The organism is Microbacterium sp. BH-3-3-3 (assembly GCF_007679045.1).
Taxonomy (GTDB): domain Bacteria; phylum Actinomycetota; class Actinomycetes; order Actinomycetales; family Microbacteriaceae; genus Microbacterium; species Microbacterium algihabitans.
The window spans coordinates 1,576,952-1,592,205 of sequence record NZ_VEFS01000001.1 but is presented as its reverse complement, the minus strand read 5'-3'; the positions used below and the strand labels follow the sequence as shown (position 1 = coordinate 1,592,205).

11 protein-coding genes are annotated in these 15,254 nt (G+C 69.1%); 2 read left to right on the top strand and 9 right to left on the bottom strand.

The genetic code is table 11. The features are described 5' to 3' along the window. Position 1: 1 nt before the first annotated feature. The 3 genes from FS769_RS07465 to FS769_RS07455 form a co-directional block, all read right to left on the bottom strand. A complete protein-coding gene (locus FS769_RS07465) occupies positions 2 to 1,216 on the bottom strand; it encodes a glycosyltransferase (protein WP_144831458.1) in 1,215 nt (404 codons plus the stop codon). Positions 1,217 to 1,733: 517 nt separating this feature from the next. After that, on the bottom strand, positions 1,734 to 3,911 hold the full coding sequence (locus tag FS769_RS07460; RefSeq protein ID WP_260979715.1) for an ABC transporter ATP-binding protein: 2,178 nt from the start codon (positions 3,909 to 3,911) through the stop codon (positions 1,734 to 1,736). Continuing rightward, on the bottom strand, positions 3,908 to 5,635 hold the full coding sequence (locus FS769_RS07455; protein WP_144831455.1) for an ABC transporter ATP-binding protein: 1,728 nt from the start codon (positions 5,633 to 5,635) through the stop codon (positions 3,908 to 3,910). Before FS769_RS07455 ends, FS769_RS07460 begins: the two co-directional genes overlap by 4 nt. A 159-nt stretch (positions 5,636 to 5,794) precedes the next feature. On the opposite strand from FS769_RS07455, the gene FS769_RS07450 reads away from it, so the two are divergent. Then, a complete protein-coding gene (locus tag FS769_RS07450) occupies positions 5,795 to 6,388 on the top strand; it encodes a hypothetical protein (protein ID WP_144831452.1) in 594 nt (197 codons plus the stop codon). 162 nt (positions 6,389 to 6,550) lie between these two features. Here FS769_RS07450 and FS769_RS07445 read toward each other — a convergent pair whose 3' ends face one another. The 5 genes from FS769_RS07445 to FS769_RS07425 form a co-directional block, all read right to left on the bottom strand. Beyond that, positions 6,551 to 6,988, bottom strand: coding sequence for a heat shock protein transcriptional repressor HspR (locus FS769_RS07445; protein WP_144783965.1), 438 nt, complete (start codon positions 6,986 to 6,988; stop codon positions 6,551 to 6,553). A 91-nt stretch (positions 6,989 to 7,079) separates the two neighbouring features. Next, complete coding sequence (locus FS769_RS07440) at positions 7,080 to 8,060, bottom strand: DnaJ C-terminal domain-containing protein (RefSeq protein ID WP_144831449.1); 981 nt, start codon at positions 8,058 to 8,060, stop codon at positions 7,080 to 7,082. Positions 8,061 to 8,068: 8 nt separating this feature from the next. Next, positions 8,069 to 8,704: a nucleotide exchange factor GrpE gene (locus tag FS769_RS07435; protein ID WP_144831446.1), complete on the bottom strand. Its 636-nt coding sequence runs from the start codon at positions 8,702 to 8,704 to the stop codon at positions 8,069 to 8,071. A gap of 9 nt (positions 8,705 to 8,713) precedes the next feature. Next, positions 8,714 to 10,600, bottom strand: a complete 1,887-nt coding sequence (gene dnaK, locus FS769_RS07430) for a molecular chaperone DnaK (protein WP_144831443.1) — start codon at positions 10,598 to 10,600, stop codon at positions 8,714 to 8,716. A gap of 631 nt (positions 10,601 to 11,231) precedes the next feature. Then, on the bottom strand, positions 11,232 to 12,986 hold the full coding sequence (locus FS769_RS07425) for a DEAD/DEAH box helicase (protein WP_144831440.1): 1,755 nt from the start codon (positions 12,984 to 12,986) through the stop codon (positions 11,232 to 11,234). Between the two features lie 128 nt (positions 12,987 to 13,114). Here FS769_RS07425 and FS769_RS07420 point away from each other — a divergent pair, with 128 nt between their 5' ends. Further along, positions 13,115 to 14,485, top strand: a complete 1,371-nt coding sequence (locus FS769_RS07420; RefSeq protein WP_144832019.1) for an MFS transporter — start codon at positions 13,115 to 13,117, stop codon at positions 14,483 to 14,485. Positions 14,486 to 14,694: 209 nt separating this feature from the next. On the opposite strand, the gene FS769_RS07415 is transcribed toward FS769_RS07420, so the two are convergent. Continuing rightward, the gene (locus FS769_RS07415; protein WP_144831438.1) at positions 14,695 to 15,222 is read right to left on the bottom strand and encodes a MarR family winged helix-turn-helix transcriptional regulator; all 528 of its coding nucleotides are present in this window, start codon (positions 15,220 to 15,222) and stop codon (positions 14,695 to 14,697) included. Positions 15,223 to 15,254: the final 32 nt, after the last annotated feature.

Here is a 15,254-nt window from a genome sequence, read left to right as displayed (position 1 = left end):
CTTACTCCGGCAGGGGTCGACCGCGGTACAGCGCCTCGAAGGTGTCGAGCGTGCGGGTGATGTCGTGCACGGCGACCGCGTCGAGCGACGCCTGCTGCATGCGCGTGCGCTCCTCCGGGGCGGCCGTGAGCACATCGGTCAGACGTGCGGCGAGCTCGTCGGCGTCGCCCGGCTCGAAGAGGTAACCGTTCTCCCCGTCGTGCACGAGGTGCGGGAGCGCCACGGCATTGGCCGCGACGATCGGCAGACCGGATGCCATGGCCTCCATGGTCGCGATCGACTGCAGTTCCGCGATCGAGGCGATGGCGAAGACGCTGGCACGCGAGTACAGCGCGCGCAGGTCTTCTTCGGACGCGTGGCCGTGGAACGTGACCCGCGATGCCACGCCGAGCTGCTGGGCGAGCGCCTCGAGCTTGGCGCGCTGGTCGCCGCCGCCGACGATGTCGAAGCTCGCGTCGAGCGCGGGGTCGAGCTGCGAGAGGGCCTTCAGCACGACGTCAATGTGCTTCTCGGTCGTCAAGCGGCCGACGAAGAGGATGCGGTTCGCATCGCGCGGCGTCAGGTCGGGCGAATAGTTCGAGCGATCGATGCCGCACGAGATGGGGATCACACCCGAGATGTCGATCGTCGACTCGAGGAAGTCGGCGGCCTTGCGCGTCGGAGTCGTCACGGCGCGTGTCATCTTGAAGGTGCGCTCGGCGTCGGCCCACGCGAGCTTGACGAAGATGCGGTCGAGGAAGTCGGGGAGAGTGGTGAAGTCGAGGATGTTCTCGGCCATCACGTGGTTCGTCGCGACGACGGGGATGCCGCGCTTGCGCGCCTCGCGGGCGAGGCCACGGCCGATGATGATGTGCGACTGGATGTGCACGACGTCGGGCTTGACCTCGTCGAGCACGACGCGGGCGTAGTGCTTGCCGCGCCACGGCAGCACGAAGGTCAGCCAGTCGTGCGGAAGGAAGCGATAGGCCGGGAGACGGTGCATCACCATCTTCTCGCCCTCGATCACCTCGGTCGCGGTGCCGGCGTTGCCGTGCCCGACGCTCGGCGCGGAGACGTGCACGTCGTGACCGCGGGCCACGAGGCCGGCGGCGAGGCGCTCGGCGAAACGCGCTGCGCCGTTGACGTGCGGCGAGAAGGTGTCGGCACCGATGAGGATGCGCAGAGGACGATCGGCGGCGGGCGCGGGGGTGTCGGCGGGCGTCGCAGGAGTGGTCACGAGGGGTGAGGCCTATCTATGCGGCGGACGGGTCGCACGGTACGGGTGATGCGCGGTCCACCCTACCGGAGCGGCCTTCGCACTCCCGGGGACCGTCCACAGGGTAGGTCGGCGGGGGCGGAGGTCGGAGCAGCGGGTCGGTGAAGGGGGCGGCGCGGGTCGGCGGGCGAGGCCAGAGTCGGGACCCAGCCCCGGTTTGGGGCGGATTCCGCCGTTCGGGGCGGACGATTCCCGCCCCAACGTGCAGATCCCGCCCCAAACCGAGACCGCGGCAACGCCGCAGCGCGGTGGGGCGCGGCGAAGACCTGCGTGGCCGCAGTGCGGCGGGGTGAGTCCAACCACGGTTTGGGGCGGATTCCGCCGTTCGGGGCGGACAATTCCCGCCCCAACGTGCAGATCCCGCCCCAAACCGAGACCGCGGCAACAGGGCGGCCCCCGCGGCACCGCGCGCCCGAGCACGACGACGCCCGCCCGGCGCGGGGCCGAGCGGGCGTGGTCGTGCTGTGCGGCGGGGCGGTCAGCCCTCGCCGTCGAGGCGTCGGTCGGGCAGGGGTGAGCCCTGTGCCGGGCGCGGCGGGCCGTCGACACCCGCGGCCGCCGGAACCTCGGATGCCGCGACCGCCATCGCCGACACCACCACGGCATCGTCGTTCGCCGGGGCGTGCTGCGGGTCGGCGGCGCGCTGCGCCTCGACCTCGACCGCATCGAGGTCGGATGCCGCCTGCTCGAACTGCGAGCGGTACAGGCGGTAGTACGCGCCCTCGACCGCGATGAGCTCGTCGTGCGTGCCCTTCTCGACGATGTCGCCGTGCTCCATCACGAGGATGAGGTCGGCGTCGCGGATCGTCGACAGACGGTGCGCGATCACGAACGAGGTGCGTCCCTCGCGCAGCGCCGCCATCGCCTGCTGCAGCAGCAGCTCGGTGCGGGTGTCGACCGACGAGGTGGCCTCGTCGAGGATCAGCACCGAGGGCCGGGCGACGAACGCCCGCGCGATGGTGATCAATTGCTTCTCACCCGCGGAGACGTTGGCGGCGTCTTCGTCGAGCACGGTGTCGTAGCCCTCGGGCAGCGAGTGCACGAACTGGTCGACGCGCGTGGCGACCGCGGCCTCGACAATCTCGTCGTCGGTCGCGCTCTCGCGCCCGTAGCGGATGTTGTCGCGGATGGACCCCGCGAACAGCCACGGGTCTTGCAGCACCATGCCGGTGCGCGAGCGCACGTCGTCGCGGCGCAGTTCGGCGATGTCCTGCCCGTCGAGCAGGATGCGCCCGCCGTCGAGCTCGTAGAACCGCATGATCAGGTTCACCAGCGTCGTCTTTCCGGCACCGGTGGGTCCCACGATCGCGACCGTCTGGCCGGGCTCGACGCGGAACGACAGGTCGGTGATCAGCGGGCGGTCGGGCGAGTACGAGAACCGCACGTTCTGGAACTCGATGACCCCGCGACCCTCGGTGTGGGTCGGGGCGTCATCGGCATCCGGTTCCTGCTCTTCGGCGTCGAGGAGTGCGAAGACCCGCTCGGCGGAGGCGGTGCCCGATTGGACCACCGCGGCCATGCCACCCAGCTGCGACAGCGGCTGCGTGAACTGCTGCGAGTACTGGATGAAGGCCTGCACGTCGCCGAGGCGGATCTGGCCGCCGGCCACCATGAGACCACCGAGCACCGCGATGCCGACGTACGTGAGGTTTCCGACGAACATCATGCCGGGCATGATCATGCCGGAGAGGAACTGCGCCTTGAAGCTGGCCTGGTAGAGCTCCTCGTTCTCGGCCTCGAACTTCTCGCGCGCGTCCTTCTCGCGGCCGTAGACCTTGACCAGCGCGTGGCCCGAGAACGACTCCTCGACGCGGGCGTTGAGGCGGCCGACCTTCTTCCACTGCTCGCCGAACGCCTTCTGCGACTTCGGTCCGATGACGCCGAAGATCACCGCCATGAGCGGCAGCGAGACGAGGGCGACGAGAGCGAGCTGCCACGAGATCGTGAACATCATGATGAGCACACCGACGACGGTGAGCACCGACGTGAGCGCGCTGGAGAGCGACTGCTGCATCGTCTGCGTGATGTTGTCGATGTCGTTGGTGACCCGGGAGATCAGTTCTCCGCGCTGCACGCGGTCGAAGTACGACAGGGGCAGACGGTTGATCTTGGCCTCGACGTCTTCGCGCAGGCGCCACATGGTGCGGACCATGATGACGTTGATGACGTAGCCCTGGATCCACGACAGCAGCGACGAGCCGACGTAGATCGCGAGCACCGTCACGATCACGACGCGCAGGGCGTCGAAGTCGACGCCGGCGCCGACGGAGAAGTTGCCCATCGCGCCGACGATGTTGGCGATGTCGTTCTGCCCCGCGGCCTGCAGGGCGTCGACGACCTCGGCCTGCGAGGTGCCGGCGGGGAACTGCTGAGCGAGTCCCCTCGAGACCACGCCTTCGAAGATGATGTTGGTCGCGTCTCCGAGCACGCGAGGAGCGAGCACGGCGAGCACGACGCCGATCGCGCCGAGGATCGACACGAACACGAAAGCGGCGGCGTACGGCCGGAGGAGGCCGATGAGGCGTCGAAAGCTCGGCCCGAAGTTCGAGGCCTTGCCGGGCGCGACGCTGTCCCAGCTGCCGGAGTTCAGGCGCGCCTGTTCGGCGAGCTCGAGCTCGGCGCGTTCTTCTTCGGTGAGGGCGTCTGCGGTGCTCATGCCTCGACCCCCAGCTGCGACTCGACGATCTCGCGGTAGGTGGCGCTGGTGGCCAGCAGCTCGTCGTGCGTGCCGAGGCCGGCCATGCGGCCGTCTTCGAGCACCATGATGCGGTCGGCGCCCGTGATGGTCGACACGCGCTGCGCGACGACGATCTTCGTCACCTCGGGGAGCTCGCGCCACAGGGCTTGTCGCAATCGAGCGTCGGTGCTCAGGTCGAGCGCCGAGAACGAGTCGTCGAAGACCAGCACGGCCGGCCGGTGGACGATCGCCCGCGCGATGGCGAGGCGCTGGCGCTGGCCGCCCGAGACGTTCGTTCCGCCCTGGGCGATGCGCCCCTCGAGCTTTCCGTCCATCGCTTCGACGAAGTCGCGACCCTGCGCGATCTCGAGGGCGTGCCACAGCTCGTCGTCGGTGGCCTCTTCGCGACCGAAACGCAGGTTGGATGCCACCGTGCCGCTGAACAGGAACGGACGCTGCGGTACGAGACCGATGCTCTTCCACAGCACGTCGAGGTCGGCCTCGCGAACGTCGACTCCGCCGACGCGCACGGCGCCGGAGGTCACGTCGAACAGCCGCGGGATGAGCGAGACGAGGGTCGTCTTGCCGGCGCCGGTCGAGCCGACGATCGCGACGGTCTCGCCGGGGCGCGCCGTGAAGCTGATACCCGAGACGACCGGCGACTCGGCGCCCGGATAGGCGAAGGCGACGTCGTCGAACTCGACCGCACCCGGTTCGGGCAGGCGCTCGACGGGGTTCGCCGGACGCTCGAGAGTCGAGCGGCTGTCGAGCACCTCGCCGATGCGTTCGGCCGAGACCGCGGCGCGAGGAATCATCACCGTCATGAAGCTGGCCATCAGCACGCCGCCGAGGATCTGCGCGACGTACTGGATGAAGGCGAACAGGGTGCCGATCTCGACCCCGCCGGCGTCGACCTGGATGCCCCCGAACCAGATGACGCCCACCACGGTGACGTTGAGCACGAGCATCGCGAGGGGGAACAGCAGCACGAAGAGCGAGCCAACCTTGCGACCGACGACGAGGATGTCGGTGTTGGCCTCTCGGAAGCGCTCTTCTTCGATGCGCTCGCGCACGAAGGCGCGCACGACGCGCACGCCGGTGAGCTGCTCGCGCATGACGCGGTTCACGCCGTCGAGCTTGGTCTGGTAGCTGCGGAACAACGGGACCATGCGCGCGATGATGAGGCCGGCGGCGATGACCAGCACGGGCACGGCCACCGCGATGAGCCAGCTGAGTCCGACGTCTTGCTGCAGCGCCATGATGATGCCGCCGATGGCCAGCAGCGGGGCGCTGACGAGCATGGTGGCGCCCATCATCGCGAGCATCTGCACCTGCTGCACGTCGTTGGTGTTGCGGGTGATCAGCGACCCCGCGCCGAACTGCGACAGCTCGCGCTCGGAGAAGCCGCTGACGCGCTCGAAGACATCGAGGCGGATGTCGCGGCCGGCGGCCATCGCCGCCCGCGCGGCGAAATACGTTGCGATCACGGATGCCACGATCTGCCCGAGCGAGATGACGAGCATGAGCCCGCCGCGCGACCAGATGAAGCCGGTGTCGCCCTGGGCGACGCCGAGGTTGATGATGTCGGCGTTCAGACGCGGCAGGTACAGCGTCGCGACCGCGGACGCGGCCTGGAAGACGAGGATGGCGACCAGCAGCCAGCGATAGCGCGAGAGGTAACGGATGAGGAGTTTGCCGAGCACGAGGCCCTCCGAGAGATCGACGCGGTCGCGATGACCGCGGACTACAGCCTGGCACCGACCTCCGACATCGGCGACCCCTCCGGCCGTGGGAGCGTTCTCCCGTCGCGAACGCGGTCGATCGGCATCCGTCTCCCAGGCCCCGGATCGTAGGCTGAGCGCATGTCTCGACTGCAGGCCGACGCTCCCGCCGACCTCTGGGTGCCCGTGACCGGTTCCCTCGGATTCCGCGGCCGCCGCCACCGTAAGGCGGCGATCGGAATGCTGCTCAGCCAGGCCAATCAGGCCGCCGGCGCTGCGCCCCGCCCCGGCGGCGGGGCTTTCGCGTGGATCCTGAGCCAGGCGGCGCCGCTGCTCATGCGCCGCGCGGGCGGGCGCGTGCTCGTGTGGGTGTGGAAGAGCGACCCCGAACTGCTCGTCGTCATGGCGCAGCTGCAGGAGGCCACACCGCAGCTGCGCACGGCGCGGGCGATGATGCCGATGGAGTACGACGACACCGAGTCGTTCCGCAATCCGCACCTCGGCGTCGGCGAGAAGCTCGCGATGCCCCTGCCGAGCGATCCGAAGACGCCGCCGTTCGCCACGTACACGTGGGACACCGGCTCGCACTTCGTGACCGTCACCGCCGTGTGCTCGGACCGCCAGCGCTTCGGCACGGTCATCGACGCGGTGGATGCCGTGGCACGCACGATCCGTGTGGTCGACGATCTTCAGCTAGGCGAGGCGCCGACCGTGCTGCGGATCGATCCGGCCTGACGCGAGAGACGTGGCTGAGCCCGTCGAAGCGCCGCGCGCCCGCGGCATCCGGGTCCCTTCGACAAGCTCAGGGACCTCTACGCGCTCAGGGACCTCTACGCGCTCAGGGACCTCGACGCGCTCAGGGACCTCGACCCGTTGAGGGACCTCCGCCGGGTCGGGTCAGTCGTCGTGCATGTCGCGCGGACGCCACAGCACGATGTCGGTGGCACGGCGCACGCGCGCCCCATGGCGCAGCGTGACGACCGAACCGGTGGCGCCGGCCGCGAAGACGCGGGCGCCGGGACGCGACTGGCGCTCGATCGTGAGCTGACGCTCGAGGTCGTTCACGCGGCGCGCGAGCTCGTGAACCCGCTCCTCGAGCGCCAGCAGACGTGCGATGGCGGGAAGGCTCATGCCCTCACCCGACAGGCGCGCGACCTCGCGCAGCTGCTGCACGTGACGGCTCGAGTAACGCCGCGAACCGCCCTGCGTGCGTGCGGGTACGACGAGGCCGAGCCTGTCGTATTGCCGCAGCGTCTGCGGGTGCATGTTCGACAGCTCGGCGGCTGCGGCGATGGCGAAGATCGGGGCGTCTTCGTCGATCTCTCTTTCGGACACGTCTTCACCTCTTCCGTCGTGCCGGGTGCGGTGCCGGGTTCTCGGCATCCTGTCGTATCGGATGCCGAGAACCTCGGCGACTCGCGTGTGTTTATCGCGCCTTCGACATCAGGTCGGCGCGGGGGTTCTCTTTCGGTTCGAGCTCATGGAAACGCTCGAGGGCTTCGCGCGCCGCGTCGTCGAGGTGGGCGGGCACCGCGACCTGGACCTCGGCGAGCAGGTCGCCGGTGCCCTTCGTGGTCGAGATTCCGCGACCCTTGACGCGGAGCACGCGCCCCGACGGGGTGCCAGGGGCCACGCGCAGACGCACGGGGTCTCCCCCGAGCGTCGGCACTTCGATCGTCGCGCCCAGTGCCGCCTCGGTGAAGGTGACGGGCACGGTGATGCGCAGGTTGAGTCCGTCGCGCGTGAAGACCGGGTGGGGACGCACGGCCACGGTCACGACGATGTCGCCGCTCTCGCCGCCGTCGGGCGACTTGCGGCCGCGGCCCCGCAGCCGGATCTTCTGCCCGTCGGACACACCGGCGGGGATCTTCACCTTGAAGGGCACGTTGTCTTCACCCGCGAGGGTGATGGTCTCTCCCTTTGCCGCGGTGACGAAGTCGATCGTCGTGCGCGCGGTGACGTCGGAGCCCTTCTGAGGCCCGCCGAAGCCGCGGAATCCGCCGGTCGTCTGACCGAACCGGCCGGAACCGAAGCCCCCGCCCTGCTGATCGAACATCGTGAAGAAGTCGTCGAAGCCGCCCGACGGCGCCTGCCGGCCCTGTCCGAACCGACTGAAGACGTCGTCGAAACCGCCACCCGCCCCGGCCCCGGGAGCCGAGAAGCGCGCCCCCGAGCCCATGGCCCGGATCTGGTCGTACTCCTCGCGCTGCTCGGGGTCGTTGAGCACCGAGTAGGCCTCGCTGATCTCCTTGAACTTCGCTTCGGCCTTCGCGTCTCCCGGGTTCGAGTCGGGGTGGTACTGGCGCGCGAGCTTGCGATACGTCTTCTTCAGATCGGCAGCGCTGACGCTCTTGTCGACACCGAGGACTTTGTAGAAGTCCTTGTCGAACCAGTCCTGACTCGCCATAGCTCCCCTTAGGTCCCTGAGCCTGTCGAAGGGTCGGCCGGCACGGCGACGACGACCTTGGCCGGTCGCAGTTCGACCGAACCGAGGCGGTAGCCGACCTCGACGACCTCGAGGATCGTGGTCTCGGTCACGCCGGGAGTGGGGGCCTGGAAGATGGCCTCGTGCTGCTGCGGGTCGAACACGTCGCCCACGGCGCCGTACGACACCACACCGAGGCGCTCGGCCACGGCGCGCACCTTGTCGCCGATCGCGGAGAGGGGGCTGCCCTCGACGAGGTCACCGTGCTTGGCGGCGCGGTCGAGGTCGTCCATGACGGGCAGCAGGCCCTTCACGGCCTCGCCCTTGGCGCGCTCGATCTCGCGCTCGCGCTGCTCCTCGGTGCGCCGACGGTAGTTGGCGTACTCGGCCTGCAGACGCTTGAGGTCGATCAGCAGCGAGGCCTCCTTGTCGGAGGCTCCTTCTGCGGCCGCCTCGGGCGTCTGCTCGGCGCCGAGGATGTCGTCGATGGTCAAGCCATCGGCATCCGATTCCGAAGACTCAGGCTGGTCGCCCGACGGCGCGGGGCCGGAGGTGTTCTCCTCCGGCCCCGTCTCGTCAGGACCGGCGCCCGAGCCCGTGGGCTGTTCGTCGTCCTTGTGTGCCATGGTCTCCGCTTACTTCTTCTCGTCGGGGTTCTCATCGTCGACGACCTCGGCGTCGATGACGTCTTCCTCGGGGTTCGGCGTCTCACCGTTGCCGGGCTGGCCCACATTCGGGTCGCCCGCTGAGCCTGTCGAAGCGTCACCCGCGGCCTGCGACGAGGCGTAGATGGCCTCGCCGAGCTTGCCCTGGCTGGCGTTCAGCTTGTCGAACGCGGTCTTGACCGCGTCGTCGTCGTCACCGGCGAGAGCCGTTTTGAGCGCGTCGACGTCGCCCTGCACCTCGGTCTTGACCTCGGCGGGGAGCTTGTCGTCGTTCTCCTTGATCAGCTTCTCGATCGAGTACGACAGGGTCTCTGCCTGGTTGCGGGTCTCGGCGGACTCGCGGCGCTTCTTGTCGTCGGCCGCGTTCTCTTCGGCCTCGCGCACCATGCGCTCGATGTCCTCCTTGGGCAGCGACGAGCCGCCCGTGATCGTCATCGACTGCTCCTTGCCGGTGCCCTTGTCCTTCGCCGAGACGTGCACGATGCCGTTGGCGTCGATGTCGAAGGTGACCTCCACCTGCGGGATGCCGCGGGGAGCCGGCGCGATGCCGGTGAGCTCGAAGGTGCCGAGCGGCTTGTTGTCGCGGGTGAACTCGCGCTCGCCCTGGAAGACCTGGATCGCGACCGACGGCTGGTTGTCGTCGGCGGTGGTGAAGGTCTCGCTGCGCTTGGTCGGGATGGCCGTGTTGCGCTCGATGAGCTTGGTCATGATGCCGCCCTTGGTCTCGATGCCGAGGCTCAGGGGGGTGACGTCGATGAGCAGGACGTCCTTGCGCTCACCCTTGAGGACACCGGCCTGCAGGGCTGCGCCCACGGCCACGACCTCGTCGGGGTTCACGCCCTTGTTGGCGTCCTTGCCGGTCTCCTTCTTGACCAGCTCGGCGACCGCGGGCATGCGGGTCGAGCCGCCGACGAGCACCACGTGGGCGATGTCGTCGACCTTGACGCCGGCCTCGCGGATGACGTCGGAGAAGGGCTTGCGGGTGCGGTCGAGGAGGTCTTTGGTGAGGTCCTCGAACTTGGCGCGCGTGAGGGTCTCGCTGAGCGAGACGGGGCCCGTGTCGGTGAGCGACAGGTAGGGCAGGTTGATGCTGGTCGAGGTCGAGCTCGACAGCTCCTTCTTGGCCTGCTCGGCCGCTTCCTTCAGACGCTGCAGGGCGATCTTGTCGCCCGAGACGTCGACACCGGTCGTGTCCTTGAACTGCTTGATGAGGTAGTCGACGACGCGCTGGTCCCAGTCGTCTCCACCGAGGCGGTTGTCACCCGAGGTGGCGCGCACCTGGATCGTGGAGAAGTCGTCGTCCTTGCCCACCTCGAGCAGCGACACGTCGAACGTTCCGCCACCGAGGTCGAAGACGAGGATGAGCTCGTCTTCCTTGCCCTTGTCGAGGCCGTAGGCGAGGGCCGCGGCGGTGGGCTCGTTGATGATGCGCAGCACGTTGAGGCCCGCGATCTCACCGGCCTCCTTGGTGGCCTGACGCTCGGCGTCGTTGAAGTACGCGGGGACGGTGATGACCGCGTCGGTCACGCTGTCGCCGAGGTACTCCTCGGCGTCGCGCTTGAGCTTCTGCAGGATGCGGGCCGAGATCTCCTGCGGCGTCCACTTCTTGCCGTCGACGTCGAAGCTCCAGGTGGTGCCCATGTGTCGCTTCACGCTGGAGATGGTGCGGTCGACGTTGGTGACGGCCTGACGCTTGGCGGTCTCGCCGACGAGCACCTCGCCGTCCTTCGTGTACGCGACGACCGAGGGGGTCGTACGGAAACCCTCGGCGTTGGCGATGACCTTGGGCTCGCCACCCTCGAGCACGCTCACGACGGAGTTGGTCGTACCGAGGTCGATTCCCACTGCACGTGGCATATGTGTCTCCTTGCTTGTGAGCACGGCCGTTGCCGCACTCGGGGTTCTGGTCAAAGTCTCTGCGCGGGTTGAGCCGCGATGACTCAAGGTTATCCGACCCCCTCCGCGAGGTCAAGGCGACTTGATATGAATTGGCTCAACTTCCGGATGCCGATGGGCGCGGTCACCCTGCGCGTCCAGCCCCGCGCGGCCCAGGCGATCCCGGGCGGCCCCGCGCTGCCCCGGTGTTTCGGCATCCCTCCACCCATGTCCCGATCTGTGCAGACCATGTCCCGATTTACGCAAACCATGTCCCAAAAATGGCGGCCCGAGCGGCCCCCAGGCAGCCAAAAGTGGGACATGGTCGGAAAAGACCGGAGCGGTCACCCCCGCCCACCCATGTCCCCATCTGGGCAGACCATGTCCCAAAAATGGCGGCTCAGGCGGCCCCCAGGTAACCAAAAGTGGGACATGGCTCGCGCAAAACGCACCCGCCACCACACCCGCACCCGCCACCCGCGCCACGAACCCCCATCACGCACGACACCCCCGCACCCTCAACGGGGTACGGGGGCGTCGAACGGATGCTGTGACTCAGTCGCGGTTTCGACCGCGAACGTGACTCAGTCGCGGTCTCGACCGCGAACGCGGCTCAGTCGCGGTCGCGATCGCGGCGCTGCGGCCGGTCGCTGCGCTTGGCCGAGCGACCGCCGGCGTCGAGGCGCAGGTCGATGAGCTGGCCCGAGATGCGCGTGTCGGCGAGGCGGTCGATCGTGTCGTTCGACAGGTCGACGGGCAGTTCGACGAGCGAGAAGTCCTGACGGATCTGGATCGCACCGAAGTCGTTGCGACGCAGGCCGCCCTCGTTGGCGAGGGCGCCGACGATCTGACGGGGCTCGACGCGCTGACGACGACCCACCGCGATGCGGTACGTCGCGAAGCGACCGGAGGTGTCGCGGCGCGGGCCGGCGTCGCGGGATCCGCCGTCGCGCGAACCGCCGTCGCGGGCGGGACGCTCGGTGTCGAAGCGCTGCTGGCGGAAGGCCTCGGCCTCGAGCAGCAGCGGAGTGTCACCCTGCGCGACCACGGCGAGAGCTGCGGCCACGTCGGCCTCGGGCACGTCGTGGTGCGCCACGTAGTGCGCGACGACGTCGCGGAACGTCGCGATCGCGGCGGTGTCTTCGAGGGCCGTGGTGATGGCGTCGTCGAAGCGCGTCAGGCGCGTGGCGTTGACGTCGTCGACGCTCGGCAGCGACATCTCGGTCAGCGGCTGGCGCGTCGCCTTCTCGATCGCGGTGAGCATGCGGCGCTCGCGCGGGGTGACGAAGCTGATCGCGTCACCGGTGCGGCCGGCGCGGCCCGTGCGGCCGATGCGGTGCACGTACGACTCGGTGTCGATCGGCAGGTCGTAGTTGACGACGTGACTGATGCGGTCGACGTCGAGACCGCGCGCGGCCACGTCGGTGGCGACGAGGATGTCGAGCTTGCCGCTCTTGAGCTGGTTGACCGTGCGCTCGCGCTGCACCTGGGCGACATCGCCGTTGATCGCGGCGGCGGTGTAGCCGCGGGCGCGCAGCTTCTCGGCGACGGTCTCGGTCTCGTTCTTGGTGCGGGTGAAGACGATCATGCCCTCGAAGTTCTCGACCTCGAGGATGCGCGTGAGGGCGTCGATCTTCTGCTGGTACGACACGATCAGGTAGCGCTGGGTGATGTTCGTCGAAGTCGCGGTCTTGGTCTTGACCGTGATCTCTTCGGGGTTGTTCAGGTACTGCGCCGAGATGCGGCGGATCTGCGCCGGCATCGTGGCCGAGAACAGCGCGACCTGCTTCGTGGCGGGGGTGTCGGCGAGGATCGTCTCGACGTCTTCGGCGAAGCCCATCTTGAGCATCTCGTCGGCCTCGTCGAGCACGAGGTACTTCAGCTCGCTCAGGTCGAGGGTGCCCTTGTCGAGGTGGTCCATGATGCGACCGGGGGTACCGACGACGATGTCGACGCCGCGGCGCAGGGCCGACAGCTGCTGGCCGTAGCCCTGGCCGCCGTAGACGGGCAGCACCGAGACGCCCTTGATGTGCGCGGCGTACTTCTCGAACGCCTCGCACACCTGCAGCGCGAGCTCGCGGGTCGGCGCGAGCACAAGGGCCTGCGGGTTCTTGTGGCCGGTCTCCATCTGCGACAGCACCGGCAGCGCGAACGCCGCGGTCTTGCCGGTACCGGTCTGGGCGAGGCCGACGACGTCGCGGCCCTGCAGCAGCACGGGGATCGTGGCGGCCTGGATCGCGGACGGGGTCTCGTAGCCCACGTCCTTCAGGGCCTTGAGCACAGCGGCATCCAGTCCCAGGTCGGCGAAGGTGAGCTTTTCGGGAGTGGTCTCGGCCTCAGCGGAGTCGACGGGGGTTTCGGATGCCATGACTCCACGGTAGTCTCCTCCGCGCTCGCGCGCGGGCCGAGGTCTAGCCTGAGGGCGTGCGCCGACGATGGCGCGGCTGCCTCGCCCGCCGAACCGGGCGTTCACCGAAGGACCCCAGCGTGACCGACATGTCCTCCTCCGGCACCACCGAAGCCCCCACCACCCCTCGGCGACCGGTGATCGCCTGGGCCCTCTGGGACTGGGGTTCGGCGGCTTTCAACGCCGTGGTCACGACGTTCGTCTTCAGCACCTATCTCGCCAGTCAGCTGTTCGTCGACCCGGCGATCGTGGCGGCGGCGAACGGCGACGACAAGAACCCGGCCCTCGTGCGCGCTCTCGCCGACAACGCGACCCTGGTGGGCGTGGCGCTGATGATCGCCGGAATCGTGGTGGCCCTGGTGGCCCCGGTGCTCGGCCAGAGATCCGACGGCACCGGACGCCGCAAGCTCTGGCTCGGCATCAACACCGGCCTGGTCGTGCTCGCGATGGCGGCGATGGTGTTCGTCGAGGGGACGCCGTCGTTCCTTGTGCTGGGGGCTGCGCTCATCGCGGTCGGCAACGTCTTCTTCGAGTTCGCAAGCGTCAACTACTACGCGATGCTCACGCAGGTCTCCACTCGCGAGAACATCGGCCGGGTCTCGGGCTTCGGCTGGGGCATGGGTTACGTCGGCGGCATCGTGCTCTTGCTGCTGTTGCTCGTGCTGTTCATCCAGAGCTTCGGAGACCCCGGTGCCGGCGGGCTCCTGGCCGTGACAAAGGAGGGCGGGTGGAACATCCGCCTCGCCGTCTTGGCATCCGCCGTCTGGTTCGGCGCTTTCGCGATCCCGGTGCTGCTGCGCGTTCCGGAGATCCCCGCCCGCCGTCGCCAGGTGCGCGTGGGTTTCTTCCGCTCCTACGTGGTGCTGTGGGGAACACTGCGCGCGCTCTGGCGCGACAGCCGTCAGGTCCTGCTCTTCCTCGTGGCCAGCGCGGTCTTCCGCGACGGCCTCGCCGGGGTCTTCACCTTCGGCGCGATCATCGCCGCGCAGGTGTTCGGTTTCAGCTCCACCCTGGTGCTGTACTTCGCTGTGGCCGCGAACGTGGTCGCCGGCGTGAGCACCTTCATCGCCGGACGTTTCGACGACAGATTCGGCCCGAAGCGGGTCATCGTCGTCTCGCTGATCGGACTCATCGTGCTCGGCGGGGCCGTGCTGTTCATCGGAACGTCGCAGACCGCGTTCTGGATCACCGGCCTCGGCCTGTGCGCCTTCGTCGGCCCGGTGCAGTCGGCGAGTCGCTCGTTCCTGGCCCGTGTCGCCCCCGAGGGGCGCGAGGGCGAGATCTTCGGCCTCTACGCCACGACCGGTCGCGCCGTGTCGTTCCTCGCCCCCGGCCTGTTCGCCCTCTTCGTCGGCATCACGGGCGACACGCGGCTCGGCATCCTGGGCATCGTGCTGATCCTGGGTGCGGGATTGCTGCTGCTGCTCCCGGTGAAGGCGAAGCCCGCCGTCATCGTCTGAGCCGGCGGCATCCGGAACCGCCGGCCGCGGGTCCATCCGCCCCCTCGCCGTACACAACTCCGGCAGATCCGTCGGCCACACGGGGCGCGGCCCCGGAATCACGCGGATGCAGACCCCGGCGCGCACCGAATTTCAGGAGTTGTGCACGCGGGCCGAGACGCCCGGTGCGCGGCATCCGGATGCCGGGAACCCGGCCGGAGCTCCGGCGATCAGTCGCGCGGCCAGGCGTCGGCGAATTTCGCCAGCAGGCGGGCGAATTCGGTGCGCTCGGCGTCGGTGAACGACTCCAGGGCGGACCGCACCGCGTCACGGCGGCGCCCGCGGAATCCGGAGACGAGGCGCTCTCCCTGCGCGGTGAGGCGCACGCGGGTGCGGCGGGCGTCTTCGGGGTCGGGCTCGCGTTCGACGAGACCCATCTGCACGGCCTGCTGCACGAGGCGTGACGCGCGCGGCTGATCGACGCCGACCGCCTCGGCGATCTCGCTGACCGAGAGCGATCCGGATGCCGCGATGAGGGCGTCGAGCATGCGGAGCCGCGCGGGTCCGGCGAAGCGGCCCGCGGCGGCGTCTGCCCACGGCGGACCGCCGTGACCCCAGGGTCCGCCGCGTCCTCCGTGCCCTGCGCCGTGGCCCGCTCCGTGGTGGTGCGGCGCCTCGGGCGGGAACGGCGGACGTGGTCGGCGGCCGCGCAGTCGGGAGAGGGCGGCCGCGATCTCGTCGGCGGGGTCGGATGCCATGCCGCGATTTTACATGTCGCTTGACAAGTATC

Excerpts from the sequence above, each read along its gene's own strand:
- FS769_RS07460 (WP_260979715.1), bottom strand. The coding sequence starts at position 3,911 with ATGAGCACCGCAGACGCCCTCACCGAAGAAGAACGCGCCGAGCTCGAG.
- FS769_RS07450 (WP_144831452.1), top strand. The coding sequence starts at position 5,795 with ATGTCTCGACTGCAGGCCGACGCTCCCGCCGACCTCTGGGTGCCCGTG.
- FS769_RS07440 (WP_144831449.1), bottom strand. The coding sequence starts at position 8,060 with ATGGCGAGTCAGGACTGGTTCGACAAGGACTTCTACAAAGTCCTCGGT.
- FS769_RS07435 (WP_144831446.1), bottom strand. The coding sequence starts at position 8,704 with ATGGCACACAAGGACGACGAACAGCCCACGGGCTCGGGCGCCGGTCCT.
- dnaK (WP_144831443.1), bottom strand. The coding sequence starts at position 10,600 with ATGCCACGTGCAGTGGGAATCGACCTCGGTACGACCAACTCCGTCGTG.
- FS769_RS07425 (WP_144831440.1), bottom strand. The coding sequence starts at position 12,986 with ATGGCATCCGAAACCCCCGTCGACTCCGCTGAGGCCGAGACCACTCCC.
- FS769_RS07420 (WP_144832019.1), top strand. The coding sequence starts at position 13,115 with ATGTCCTCCTCCGGCACCACCGAAGCCCCCACCACCCCTCGGCGACCG.
- FS769_RS07415 (WP_144831438.1), bottom strand. The coding sequence starts at position 15,222 with ATGGCATCCGACCCCGCCGACGAGATCGCGGCCGCCCTCTCCCGACTG.